This window comes from Clostridium estertheticum, assembly GCF_018861295.1.
Taxonomy (GTDB): Bacteria; Bacillota; Clostridia; order Clostridiales; family Clostridiaceae; genus Clostridium_AD; species Clostridium_AD estertheticum_D.
Genome location: NZ_JAHLDM010000002.1, coordinates 322081 through 334687 on the forward strand (window position 1 = coordinate 322081; position 12607 = coordinate 334687).

The window sequence follows — 12607 nt, forward strand, 5'->3', positions numbered from 1 at the left end:
AAGGACCACCAAGAGGTCATCCTTTCATCTATATCATTGCTAACCTCCGAAGTAAACTTTCATAAATTTCTCAACTGATTTCGTTACCTACTTCTAACATTCTCCAATATCTTCAATGCATTTTGTGGTAATTGATTTGATTGAACCATCATTGCATTCCCAGCTTCTGCAAGAATATTATACTTAGAATATTCCATTATTTCTGTAGCCATATCCGTATCTCTTATACCACTTTCAGCTTCTTGTGTTTTATCTGTTATCTCTGTTATAGAATCATAACTACTTTGAAATCTATTCTCTAGGGCTCCAAATTTACTTCTTGCATCAACAATAACCTTAAGCGCATTGTCTATAGATTTTAATGATTCATCCGTATTAGACGCATTTATATTTTTAAGACCTAGTCCATCTTTAGTTAAATCATATTTTGGTATTTTAATTTTTTCTCCTACATTGACACCAGTAACCATTTCTATATTACCAGTTGTCTTTCCAATAACAACTGGATCAACGTGACCTGGATTATCTGGGTCAGCAACATTTAAAAGCTTAACTCCATTAAACTCAGTATTATTCGCCATGTCATTTGCTCCATCCACCATTTGGTTAATTTCACTTTGAATATTCGCTTTATCTGAATCAGTTGTAGTCCCTCCAGCTTGTAATAATAATTCTCTAACTCTCTGTAGACTGCTAGTAATACCTTCAAGACCACCTTCTGCTGTTTGAAGCATACTAACACCATCTTGAGTATTATTCGCTGCCATTTGTAGTCCTCTTATCTGCATTCTAAATCTCTCACTTTGAGCAAGTCCATTCGGGTCTTCTTTTGCACTATTTATTTTAACACCAGATGATATTCGTCCTAATGATGAATTCTGTTTAATAAGATTTTTACTGTATTCTCTATATATATTTAAAGATGCTATATTCTTATTTATTCTCATAAAATCAACTCCATTAAAGTTTTTTAATTACTATCTATTTAATATATCGGAGAAACTATATTTTACTTTAGAAATTTTATTACACTACTATTTTATTATTAAACTATTTTCATTATTATATTGTTTGGTTTTCATTGTAATTTATATAAGACTAATATACCATCACATCTGGTGGAAACAAGCTTAAAGAACTTTCAAAAGAAATTAAAGCATCTTCTTTTGATATTCTACCACACACAAGATTCCTATATAACATATACAACTTCAAATGAAGCTCTGGACTAGAGTTCTTAACTTCTACCATTTTTTCAAATATTTTATCTTCAACAGAAGATTTGCTCTCTAAAATAATAAAACTAGATACAAAATTCTGAAGTTCGTCAATTTTAATTTTTAAATACGGCTCAGAACAAAGTACACTTATTTCATCTAGTTCTTTAATAATTTTTTGTATTGATTCTACTCCAATTGAAACTTGATTATCGATACTCACATAGCATCACCTCTCTCGTTTTAAAGTATTTATTTTCTATAACCTTTCGTTTCCTAGCCAGTTAATAGAAATAGGTGATTAAAAAACCTATCTTCTTAATTCCGTATAAAATTGGATAGTTTTATTAATCATCTATGATAAATTATGCATATATTAAATAATAATGTTATAAAAAAATTTTTTAATTTGTTTAGTGTTTCACTTAATACTTCGTTTAAAGAGTTAATAACTTTATATAAATTTCTATAAATATTCTTTGCCCTAAAATTAAAAACCATTGCTTAACTTATACATATTATTTTATAGCCTTTAGTTTTGCAATATCTGACCAGTTATTTACTGTAATAATTTCCACACTACTCATGTCTTTTCTTATACTCTTAACTTCACCTTTAATTTCGAAAACTTCATGCTTCAAATTTTCGTGGCTATTAGTTTCAGCATTCTCTTGTGGCCTAGTGCCTACTTTCTTGGCGTACCCTGTGTTAACTTGCTAAATTTTACTTTAATGTTATTTCGAGTATAAAGTTTTAAATATATGTAACGATATATTTATTGTGAAAGGATAATAATCATAGGCGTCCCGCCAACATTATAAAAATTCCAAGGAGGTATTTATTATGATAATTGGCCATAATATTAATGCAATGTTTGCCTGTAGACAAATGTCTATTCTTCAACATAAAATGGGTAGGTCTATGGAAAGATTATCTTCAGGTTTAAGAATAAATAGAGCGGCAGATGATCCCGCTGGTCTTGCTATTTCTGAAAAGATGAGAAGTCAAATCAGAGGTTTAGGGCAGGCCTCTAGAAATGCTGAGGATGGCATTTCATTACTTCAAACAGCTGAAGGAGCACTAAATGAAACACACTCTATGCTTCAAAGAATGAGCGAATTAGCTGTTCAAGCAGCTAATGGTACCCTCTCTGATGATGATAGATTTCAAACAAATAAAGAGTTTGAGCAATTAAAAGAAGAAATTTCAAGAAGTGCAAACCAAACCGAATTTAATACTAAACCATTACTTGGTAAAGATGATAATGAAATTATACTACAAATAGGTGCTAATACAGGCCAGACAATGACTATAAAATTAGAATCTATGACTGGAAGTGCATTAAATTTAGATGATATTAATATATCAACGCGGGAAAACGCTTCTAAATCAATAGAACGGTTACAGGAAGCAGTTAAAAAGACTTCTTCTTTTAGAGGAAGCTTAGGCGCATATGCAAATAGATTAGAACATGTAATATCAATAAATGATATTGCTGCTGAAAATCTACAGTCTGCAGAATCTAGAATAAGAGATACAGATATTGCAAAGGAAATGATGGAATATGCAAAAAACAGTATTTTATTTCAAGTAGCTGAGGCTATGTTATCACAAGCTAATCAACAGGCACAAAGCGTATTACAATTATTGAAATGAGTTTAATTAATATTGTATGTTTAGTACTTCTTTTTTATGTAACCCTAAATATAGATAAAGCAAGAATCAAAATTATATACTTTTAGTATTGATATAATCATTTTTAAATAGTAAAAATATTTTATCTTTCTCTTTCTCTTTCGACATAAACCACCAGATATTAGGTATAAATAAAACCCACTAAAATAATGTACATCAATACTTTCAGTGGGTTTAACCTTTTGAATCAAATCCTCTTTATAATTGGAAATTAATTCAAGTTATTCCTTCTCATCCATCAAGTTGCTATGCCCAAACATCCAAATGCTGTCCTACACCAATGTCTATTGCAAAATGATGAACGTTTATCTTATTTAAAAAGTTCAATGCAAGTGTCACATGAAGAGAATGTTACCAAGAAGACATTTATATCCATAAGTTTACTCACCCTCAAAAAGTATTTTATGAATATAAGTTATGCGTTTAACCATTTATTTAATAATGAATTTGCGCTTTCTGCATTTTGTCTTAATGATGTAGCAATCATCTCACTATATTGAGTAATAACATTATTCTTTGTAAGCTTCATAAAAGAAGTTGCCATATCTATATCTTCTATTCTAGATAAGGAAACTGTTAAGTTGTCATTTGAATTGCTTGTATCATTATAAGCATGTTGAAGACCATTGGAATCCGCACCTACTGATACCCTATATGATGTAATCTTTTCTAATGCATTATCAATCTTAGATATAGAATCCTGTGCATTTTCATGATTCGAAACCGAAGCATCTGATATGCCAATGCTACTTGTACTTACATCAAATAAATTAATCATATAAGTTGTGTACGGCCTATCTTTTGTTTGTATAGCTACACCTTTATTGTCCTTTAATAGCTTAATGGTATTAAATTCAGTATTACTCGCAATATCATCTATACCCTTTTTTAACTGTTGAAATTCTGAATCCACCATTTCCTTATCTTTATTTGTTAATGTTTCATTGGATGCCTTCACAGATATCTCTTTCATCCTATGTAAACAATCTGTTATTTCACCCATAGCTCCATCTGCAACTTGAAGCATGGAGACACCATCCTGGATATTTCTTTCAGCTTGTGATAGCCCCCTAACTTGAGCTTTAAAGCTTTCAGAGATACATAATCCAGCTGCATTATCAGCAGCCTTATTCATGCTTTTTCCTGTAGAAACTTTTCCAATTGACTCTGATGAATTTTTTATGTTCTTAGATAGTGAATTTAAAGAACTTGTAATATTATAACCCTGTACTCTCATGAAATAACCTCCTATCGTAATTATCGAATATACGTATATTGATTTCTACTATGTGAGCATTATCAAACTACGCAATAGGTAATTTTGCTTCCCTTTACTCAAAACATATAAAACTAATTATGTATTCAATTATTTATCGATTACTTTTCCCATAACTTTACTAAATATAAAATATATTCTAACCTAGTTTTCTTAAAATCCATGAAACTTATAAAAGTCAGATAAACTATCTATAAAAAATACAAAAAATACTTTTCTAAGCAATTCATATATTCATTCATGTAGAATAGTCAATCGTTGTAGTTGAAGAACTATCCGTTACAACAAAATAAGCATCAGCAGCTAATTATATAGCCACTGATGCTCATTCTAATTTTCTTCCATCTTTAGTTCTTTTGCTATCGCTATCAATTGCGCTAATCTGTGCTGCTAAAGTGTCTAGCCTATCATTTAGTCTGTTTTGTTCTTTTGGGTTAAGACTAGTAAGCTGCTTACCTTGTTCCGCTATTTCTCTCATCTGTAGAAGCTTTACTTCTTTGACGTTAAGCATCTTTTGTTTGTCCTTAGCCCATTTCAGTTCCTGTTGCAGCTGTTTATTTGCTGCTTCATTCTTATCTTTTTGCACACCTGCAACTACATCTAAATTCTGTCCGATATTCGGGTCTATTGCAGCATTATGTACTGTATCAATTTTGCGATTACCATTTTCTTTCCCTGTATCCATAGCTGTCTCCATTACTGCTAAACCAGCACCTTGTAGTAACTTTGATTGACTTGTTATCATTGATAATGCCCCTATATCCATACGTTTACCTCCTATCTACTATTTTTCTCAGGTCACAGTTATCTCTAGTTGGATAAACCTATTTATTTGTTCTTCAAGCATCCAGATCAATTTTCATTACTGATATTCCATATGTTTGGTGTACTTTATCTTACTTATTACAATTGATGGTTCACCTACATGCATGGTAATCACCATCCATACTCAGTTTTATAGGATATAGTAAACAAAAATATCTGACTGTTAATAAAAAATATCACTATTTGTTAATTCCTTATTAAAATTGTCATATATGCCATTGTATTATATCCGTTTTCTTTAAACATCTTAAATGTATCATCAAAAAATATTATATTATGTTCTATAGCCCTTGAAAAGGAATAGACAAGTCTGACAATTAATTCTTCATCCAACTTTTTATTATAAGCAGACATGCCAATTAGAAGCGTTTTAATGAGTGAGTAATGTATCACCAACTTTATATAGTCATCAAAGACTCCATCTTTTGATGATATCGGAAACATTTTTTTAAACACATTATTTACGAGAAAATTTTCAAAAATATATTCGTGATCACTCACAAAAGGCTCATAATATTTTAAATACGCCTCTTTATATCTTTCTCCTACCTCTTCTACTTTAGCTTCAGCAGTATATTCTATTCCTTTTAAACATTCAGCAACACAGTCTACATAAGACTTACTGTTTTGAGGATATGCTATTGAAAACCTTTGGTCATTAAATTCTTTCATAAGTTCCATCTGGATTGTTAAATTTGCAGAGATATTTCCGAGAGATTCTTTTAAGTTTTCGTTTTCAATTATCTGATTATATTCTTCAATAAGTGCAGGTATTTCATGAACTCTATTATTGTCCGAATATTCCTGTACCTTTTTCATACATAGTCCTAAAATAATCATTCTATCTGCAAGTGAATATTTTCTATTTTGAAGGAGAGTTATGCTAAAAATTCTAAGTAACCAAAAATATTTCTTTAAATTATTAGAAATTTGAATACTTTCAGTGTCTATTCTATAAGCTATATTGTGCTGTTCCTCTGTAAATTCTTTAATTTCGTCAAACTCCATGATATTAGGATTTAATAAAACTAATCTTGCTCCTTCTGGACAGGAAAGGGTTACTGACTTTTCATATACCCCATTAACTACATTTGTAACCCTTGGGTATACCATACACACATTGGATAGAAATTCTGCTCCTAGTTTTTTATGAATACCACATAGTTTATCTTCCTCGAAAAAGGGACAATAGCCGTTCTCACCCATATTTATTTTTGCATAATATTCACATGAATGATTAGAACGGTTCCTAGTTACATTTTTATCAAGCAATGGTTTGAATATTTTATCTGAAACCTTTCTATACTTCTTATATGTGTTCTCATCAATACTTACCCTCCAACCATAACAGCAGTTATCTTCACATTCATGACTTATACACTGAAAATATTTAACATATTGCGGATTTAAAAATACTCTTTTTTTCACTAGAAAGCCCCCTTGCAGAAAATTTTTTACTAATTATTTAAGGAGCCAGAGTTTTCACCCTGACTCCTTAATGTTACTATTACAAATTCTTCAATTATCTTAATAATGCAAGAACTTGTTGTGGTTGTTGATTAGCTTGAACAAGCATTGCTTGAGCAGCCTGATTAAGAATATTGTTCTTTGAGAATGTAGACATTTCTTTAGCCATATCTACGTCTCTAATTCTTGATTCAGCTGATGTCAAGTTTTCGCTTGATGTTCCAAGATTAGCTATTGTATGCTCTAATCTATTTGAATAAGCACCAAGTTTTGCTCTCTCACCTGATACTGATGCTGTAGCTGCATCAAGAACTTTAATTGCAGCTGTAGCTTTTGAAGATGTGGATATATCAAGTGCATGCTCAGTTGTAGTTGTAGTATCTGATAAGTTATTAGATACATCTCCAGTAGCTACGAATGATGCACCAGCAACTGCTGTACTTGCAACTCCTGCTGCTGTAGCTCCTGCAGTTCCTGCTATTCCTAAAGAAGCAGAACGCATATCGCTAATAGTAGCAGTAAACTGTTGAGATTGATTTGCACCAATCTGGAATGTAAATGATGATGTTGCTCCAGTTGTAGCTGTACCTGCTAATGCTCCATCAACTCCAACTACTGCTGCTGCAGCAGTTACTGCAGTTACTGCAGTTACTCCAGCTGTGCCTGTAGTAACCGCTCCAGCACCTGTAATAACTGGAGCCGTTGGAGATTCTTTAGTTGCCTTTTGTGTTAATACTAAGTCTGTACCACTAGTAGTAGCAGTATACTTTCCGCTTAATGCTGGTGTGTTTGTATTAATTAAAGTTAATAATTCAGTAGCATCTTTAAAATTTGTAACGCCACCACCAGTTGCATTATAAGTTAAAGTAACTCCATCAACAACAATATCGGTAGTTCCAACTGCTGCTGCTGTAGTAACGCCTGCAACTGCTGCCACTCCTGTCACTCCGACTACTGCATCTACTGCTGTTACTGCTGTTATTGCTGAAGTAGTTGTTGTTACGCCTGCCTTTGTTACACCAGCAGTACCATTAAGCAATTTTTGACCATTGAATTCAGTGTTAGCACCAATTCTAGTTACTTCTGAAGTCAACTGATTCATTTCCTTTTGGATTTGTGTTCTATCCTCAGTTGTATTAGTATCATTAGAACCTTGAACTGCAAGTTCTCTCATTCTTTGAAGAATTGAAGTAGTTTCATTTAATGCACCTTCTCCAGTTCCTATCATTGAAATACCATCTTGAGCATTAGATGAAGCTTGATCTAATCCTCTGATTTGTCCTCTCATTTTCTCAGATATAGCAAGACCTGCTGCATCGTCTCCTGCTTTGTTAATTCTAAGACCTGATGAAAGTTTTTCCATTGATTTTGAAGCATTACTTGAGTTTATCCCCATGTTTCTTGTAGCGTTCATTCCACCTAAGTTGTGATTGATTATCATAATAAATTCCTCCTTGAATTTTTAGTAGGACATCCTTGTCCTCTATTGGTTATTTATAGTTAAGCTCGCTCTGAGCTATACTAACTAGATTGTTGAACTATTACTTTTAGCTTGTCATCATGTTACTTCTTTGTTGAACTTCATCATCTTGCGATATCAAGGCTTTCAGAGCATTGTAAACATCAAGTTGATTTTCAGCAAGTTAGGTTACCTTCTAACCTCATTTAATTATTTATTAAAGAATACCTATTTATTAAAGAATACTTATTTGTTTTTGCTTCTACTATTTATATCGTTAAACAAAATAATAACTTTATACTTTTTTAAAAATATATTTTTAAATTGTTTTACTCAAGAATACAGCCTTGGATGAAATATTATTGTAACCCGCTAATCCTGCTTGTTTTTTCTTGTTTCCCTCTATTTTTTTCAATAATTCTTTTTCTCGAACTTTAATTTCAAAAGCTAACTTTGCATCTAAACTTTTAAGTTCATATTGCATATACAACTTATTAAGTTCTTCTTTGGAACACTTAATCACACTTATATCATCTAAAATCAGTTGCCTTTTTTGAAATATTTCATCTAGCTTTTCATATTCCTCTGTTTTGACTATTTCAATAATATTCAAAGTAATATCTTTATATTCAATAAAATTTTCTTCTAAGTTCAATTTTTCACCTGCTTTATATTAAATAAAAATTTACAATTAGCAGTTCACAGTAGTTACTGCAAACTACCAATTGCATCTATGATGAGCTTGTTCCAAGCATAGAACTAAGCGAACTTTGTTGTGAATTTAAAGCATTCATTGCTTTTTCTAAAGCAGTGAATTTTGCATAATACCTAGTTTGAGCAGCCTCAAGTTGAGTTTGATATTTACTAACACTTTGTGTTTTACTATACACTTGGTCAGGTAACGTATTTTTACCAGCAGTACCAGAAAGGCTGAAATCATATTGTTTATTTACAAATATATTCATAGATCCACTTAATGTATAACCACCATCTTTACCTAGTCCAGGCGATGCTACATAGTCTCTCAATATATTGTCCATTCTCTTAAATATGCCATCTTCCTTATATTTTTTCGAACCTGCATAAGCTTCATTAGTGCTTAAAGTGCTACTTGAAGATCCAATAAACAATTTTTTAAAATCTTCCATGTTATTTTCAATAACACTTTTTAATTTTGCCTCATTTCCAGCCTTAATTACTAGTTTACCCCCATCTGTAGTATCAGCTGAAGTTTCTATACCTACCGCACCACTACCATAACCTCCAAAATTTAATGCTATTTTTCCAGTACTTGCATCTGCACTATCAGAAGTACTATATACAGGAGAATAAAGAGTTCCTCTAAGTTGAGTTAATAAGCTACTTAAATTATCATCCTTTCTAAGTATTCCAACCTTAGCTTTGGCCTCCCATGTTGTAATCTGAGTATCACTCATACTTGTTCTTTGTGCATCTGTTAATGGAGCATAGTTTTTATCTTTTTTTTCTGTTAATTTAGTATTAATTGTTGATATTATAGTATTATAATCCTCAATAAATTTTTTCACATTACTAACAACAGTATCTGAATTTGATGTTACAGTTACATTTGAAGTTTCAGTTCCTGTATTAACACCTGTTAGATTATAGGTAACACCATTTACTGTGAATTTATTAGAACTTTGAGTAGTTGTAGCTGTAGATTGTCCTGGAGCAGTAATAGCTACTACCGCATCTGCTCCTGTGCCAATATCAACAGTAGTAGCATTAGTAGTTGTTGCCATACCTAGACTTTTTAGCACACTAGCACTTGCACCAGTTATTCCGACATTTGAAGAAGATCCGTAATTTTTTGATTGAAATGAAATTTTGCCAGTAGTATCATCTATATTCATTGTTACTGCACCGCTAGTTGCACTATTAACTTGATCCATTAAATTTTGTACAGTAGTTGAGGTACCCACAGTAAATGAAACAGGTGAAGAAGCAGTTCCATTTGTTAGATTAAAACTATTAGCTCCGGTAGGAAAACCTAAAGTACTTAATAATGAACTTGACGATATCCCACTATTTATTGTTAAATCGCTAGCTAAACTAGTTATCGCAGTAGCCGTAGTTGGAGAAGATTTACTCAATCCAATATTATCTGTTGTAGATGCCGATTCCGTAAACTTAATATAACTAATACCCCCATCCTTTACGTATGATGCGGAAATTTTACCATTCAGTGTACTAGCTGCAATCTGTTTATTTATATCTACTGCTAAGTTAGACATATTAGCATCGGTTGGAGTACTAGCTGCTATACCAGATAATGTTATGCTTGGAGTAGTTTTGATTGGTGCTTTACCTGTCGTCGTATCATTAAAGTTTAAAACACCATTCCAATCTGATAACTGCGTTACAGCTATCATTGAATCTTTAGGATTCCCTTCAATTTTAGCCTGCTTTGCTAACTGACTTACATTCACTTTATATGTTCCAGCCTTCGCAGTTGACCCTGACGTTGCTGAAACTACAGCCGCATCATCGCTTGCAGCTGTATTAGTATTTAAAGAATTTCCAGACATCATATACTTAGTTGAAAGTGGATCAAAATAATCCTGCAATCCTTTTATGCCTTTGATAATATCTCTATACCCTTCTTGCTGCCACTGCAATGTTTGCTTAGCTTGATTGGCTTTGTCAATTTTTGCTTGATAGTTCGAAACCATAGATTTAACTACTGCATCTGTGTCAATACCAGATGCCATACCGGATATTCTTAACAAATTAGCGCTTGAAGTGCTGTTAGTTGCATTAGTAGAACTTGCATAAATACTTGTCATGCATAATCACCCCTTTAAATTTTTTTGTAAATTCATTATAACTTTTACTTGCTTGCTTTAGATCTTTTATAAGCTTCATTCCAAGTATCACGAACATCTTCAATAAGTGGAATTATTTCATTCATGATATCTTCACTTTTTTTTATATTAGCATCTAGAAGTCTTCTTGTTATAAATTCATATACCTTCATTAAGCTTTCGGCCCATTCTCCACCTTTTGCCACGTCCAAGGTTGTCATTAACTCGTAAAATATATTTTGAGTTTTCACAATATTTTCATGGGCCTTATTAATATCTTTGTCTATTATGGCCTGTCTTCCTATTTTAGAGAATTTTGTAGCCCCCTCCACTAACATTAAAAGCAATTGGTCCTTTGATGCGAAATTTACACTATTGCTTTTATAAGTATTGAATGCATTTCCATAAGCGTTCGTTGCCATATTCCTTCACCTCTACTTTTTAGTATCTATAAAGTTTCCTATGATTTTTTGCTCTTTTTCTAAAGTTTCTTTAAAAACCTCTACGTTATATTGATTGTTTTTAAATGCCTCTACAGATATTTTATGTTGCTTATTATATTTTGTAATTTTGCTCTTAAATTCTTCGTAAGTATCTGAATTTCCTCTAGGATTCCTATCTTTATTTACTGCTATCTCACCTTTTCTATGCACTACTCCTGATCTTGTTGTATCTTTTACTCTTCTCCTTATTTCAACATCTATTTTGTTTAATTTAAATTCCATAATAATCCTCCCAGCTTTATTCGAGTGGGTTAATTCTTTTCTACATTTAAGTTATGCCTTTTTATCTACTAAAATACCAGCCATCTCACACATTTTTGCTACCATATCTAATATTTTTTTTGAAGGTATTTCACTTAATACCTGATTAGTATTGTTATCAATGACCTTTATAATCATTTGATTAAGCACATCATGTTTTTCATATTGAAGATGAGTACCTTCGCCCTCTAAAAATTTATTTATTTTAATTACTGCATTCTTGACCTCTTTTTCACTATTTTCTTTATCGCTAGGCTGAATACTTATTTCAACAGGTTTTGAAACTTTAATGCTTTCTTGATTTTTGTGAAAACTATTTAAATCTATAAAATCATTTTTAATGTTACCCCCAATATCCATATTCTCCCCCATTTTATTATTTAACTTTTCTAAACCAGTTACATCAAAAATCATAGCTCTTTGGTTTTCATCCATAACTTCCGTGTAAAGTTCTTTCCTTAGAATTGTAATTTCTCTTGGTGCATTAATAGCAATTTTAACAAAACTATTTTCAATCTTAACTATAGTTATTTCAACGTTTTCACCTATAAGTAGGGATTCCCCTTTTTTTCTACCTATTACTAACATTTATTCATCCCCTTTATTTCTTTCCAGAGTAGATTACAACCATTAATTGATTTCTACTTTAAATAGAGGTTCCTTTATTTTGTATTTATCGTTATCTAATATTAACTGTTCTCCTAATTTTTCTTTTATATTAATAATAATAGGAGCTTTTAAATTAGTCGTCATATTTTTAATATTCGAATTTAAAGTTACTGTAGTTAATACTAATACGTCTTCTGGCTTACCTATTTGGAGCTCTTTTATATAACTATCTGGTATTTTAAATTCATAATCATTTACAATTGTAAATGGAGATACCAGAACTAAACCAACCTCAACATTTTCAATTGAGTGTAATATACTAAAAACTTTGTTTTTTTCTAATGGGAAAACTATAAAATTTTTTAATTCTTTAAATCCTGGTAGCCCCTTTTTAAATACTATAATCTCTTCATTACTATATTCTCTAACTCCATGATACTTAGTGACTAACTCCATAATAAACCTACCTC

14 protein-coding genes and 1 pseudogene are annotated in these 12607 nt (G+C 31.5%); 1 reads left to right on the forward strand and 14 read right to left on the reverse strand.

Annotation, left to right across the window (positions count from 1 at the left end; all coding sequences use genetic code 11):
* Positions 1-83 precede the first annotated feature (83 nt).
* From KPL54_RS03975 to KPL54_RS26430, 3 genes are all read right to left on the reverse strand, one after another.
* Positions 84-947 carry a flagellin N-terminal helical domain-containing protein gene (locus tag KPL54_RS03975; protein ID WP_216104944.1) on the reverse strand — a complete coding sequence of 288 codons (864 nt, stop codon included), beginning with the start codon at positions 945-947 and terminating at the stop codon, positions 84-86.
* A gap of 151 nt (positions 948-1098) precedes the next feature.
* Positions 1099-1440: a hypothetical protein gene (locus KPL54_RS03980; RefSeq protein ID WP_216104946.1), complete on the reverse strand. Its 342-nt coding sequence runs from the start codon at positions 1438-1440 to the stop codon at positions 1099-1101.
* 295 nt (positions 1441-1735) lie between these two features.
* Positions 1736-1858 (reverse strand): hypothetical protein, encoded by a 123-nt coding sequence (locus KPL54_RS26430; protein ID WP_268037634.1) that lies wholly within the window; start codon positions 1856-1858, stop codon positions 1736-1738.
* Between the two features lie 202 nt (positions 1859-2060).
* Here KPL54_RS26430 and KPL54_RS03985 point away from each other — a divergent pair, with 202 nt between their 5' ends.
* Positions 2061-2873, forward strand: a complete 813-nt coding sequence (locus tag KPL54_RS03985; RefSeq protein WP_216104948.1) for a flagellin N-terminal helical domain-containing protein — start codon at positions 2061-2063, stop codon at positions 2871-2873.
* A gap of 454 nt (positions 2874-3327) precedes the next feature.
* Here KPL54_RS03985 and KPL54_RS03990 read toward each other — a convergent pair whose 3' ends face one another.
* The 11 genes and pseudogenes from KPL54_RS03990 to fliW form a co-directional block, all read right to left on the reverse strand.
* On the reverse strand, positions 3328-4149 hold the full coding sequence (locus tag KPL54_RS03990) for a flagellin (protein ID WP_216104950.1): 822 nt from the start codon (positions 4147-4149) through the stop codon (positions 3328-3330).
* A gap of 364 nt (positions 4150-4513) precedes the next feature.
* The gene (locus KPL54_RS03995) at positions 4514-4954 is read right to left on the reverse strand and encodes a YjfB family protein (protein WP_216104952.1); all 441 of its coding nucleotides are present in this window, start codon (positions 4952-4954) and stop codon (positions 4514-4516) included.
* A 245-nt stretch (positions 4955-5199) separates the two neighbouring features.
* On the reverse strand, positions 5200-6441 hold the full coding sequence (gene fliB, locus KPL54_RS04000; protein ID WP_216104954.1) for a flagellin lysine-N-methylase: 1242 nt from the start codon (positions 6439-6441) through the stop codon (positions 5200-5202).
* A gap of 94 nt (positions 6442-6535) precedes the next feature.
* Positions 6536-7921, reverse strand: coding sequence for a flagellin N-terminal helical domain-containing protein (locus KPL54_RS04005; protein ID WP_216104956.1), 1386 nt, complete (start codon positions 7919-7921; stop codon positions 6536-6538).
* Between the two features lie 337 nt (positions 7922-8258).
* A complete protein-coding gene (locus tag KPL54_RS04010; RefSeq protein ID WP_216104958.1) occupies positions 8259-8594 on the reverse strand; it encodes a hypothetical protein in 336 nt (111 codons plus the stop codon).
* 76 nt (positions 8595-8670) lie between these two features.
* Positions 8671-10746 carry a flagellar filament capping protein FliD gene (gene fliD, locus KPL54_RS04015; protein WP_216104960.1) on the reverse strand — a complete coding sequence of 692 codons (2076 nt, stop codon included), beginning with the start codon at positions 10744-10746 and terminating at the stop codon, positions 8671-8673.
* Positions 10747-10790: 44 nt separating this feature from the next.
* Positions 10791-11186 carry a flagellar export chaperone FliS gene (gene fliS, locus KPL54_RS04020; protein ID WP_216104962.1) on the reverse strand — a complete coding sequence of 132 codons (396 nt, stop codon included), beginning with the start codon at positions 11184-11186 and terminating at the stop codon, positions 10791-10793.
* A 12-nt stretch (positions 11187-11198) separates the two neighbouring features.
* The gene (locus KPL54_RS04025) at positions 11199-11489 is read right to left on the reverse strand and encodes a hypothetical protein (RefSeq protein ID WP_216104964.1); all 291 of its coding nucleotides are present in this window, start codon (positions 11487-11489) and stop codon (positions 11199-11201) included.
* Between the two features lie 51 nt (positions 11490-11540).
* Positions 11541-11900 (reverse strand): flagellar protein FlaG, encoded by a 360-nt coding sequence (locus KPL54_RS25950; protein ID WP_309245356.1) that lies wholly within the window; start codon positions 11898-11900, stop codon positions 11541-11543.
* Positions 11901-12116: pseudogene (gene csrA / locus KPL54_RS25955) on the reverse strand (carbon storage regulator CsrA); the annotation flags it as partial.
* A gap of 42 nt (positions 12117-12158) precedes the next feature.
* Positions 12159-12593, reverse strand: a complete 435-nt coding sequence (gene fliW, locus KPL54_RS04035; RefSeq protein WP_216104968.1) for a flagellar assembly protein FliW — start codon at positions 12591-12593, stop codon at positions 12159-12161.
* Positions 12594-12607: the final 14 nt, after the last annotated feature.

Excerpts from the sequence above, each read along its gene's own strand:
- KPL54_RS03975 (WP_216104944.1), bottom strand. The coding sequence starts at position 947 with ATGAGAATAAATAAGAATATAGCATCTTTAAATATATATAGAGAATAC.
- KPL54_RS03985 (WP_216104948.1), top strand. The coding sequence starts at position 2,061 with ATGATAATTGGCCATAATATTAATGCAATGTTTGCCTGTAGACAAATG.
- KPL54_RS03990 (WP_216104950.1), bottom strand. The coding sequence starts at position 4,149 with ATGAGAGTACAGGGTTATAATATTACAAGTTCTTTAAATTCACTATCT.
- KPL54_RS03995 (WP_216104952.1), bottom strand. The coding sequence starts at position 4,954 with ATGGATATAGGGGCATTATCAATGATAACAAGTCAATCAAAGTTACTA.
- KPL54_RS04005 (WP_216104956.1), bottom strand. The coding sequence starts at position 7,921 with ATGATAATCAATCACAACTTAGGTGGAATGAACGCTACAAGAAACATG.
- fliD (WP_216104960.1), bottom strand. The coding sequence starts at position 10,746 with ATGACAAGTATTTATGCAAGTTCTACTAATGCAACTAACAGCACTTCA.
- fliS (WP_216104962.1), bottom strand. The coding sequence starts at position 11,186 with ATGGCAACGAACGCTTATGGAAATGCATTCAATACTTATAAAAGCAAT.
- KPL54_RS04025 (WP_216104964.1), bottom strand. The coding sequence starts at position 11,489 with ATGGAATTTAAATTAAACAAAATAGATGTTGAAATAAGGAGAAGAGTA.
- KPL54_RS25950 (WP_309245356.1), bottom strand. The coding sequence starts at position 11,900 with ATGGGGGAGAATATGGATATTGGGGGTAACATTAAAAATGATTTTATA.
- fliW (WP_216104968.1), bottom strand. The coding sequence starts at position 12,593 with ATGGAGTTAGTCACTAAGTATCATGGAGTTAGAGAATATAGTAATGAA.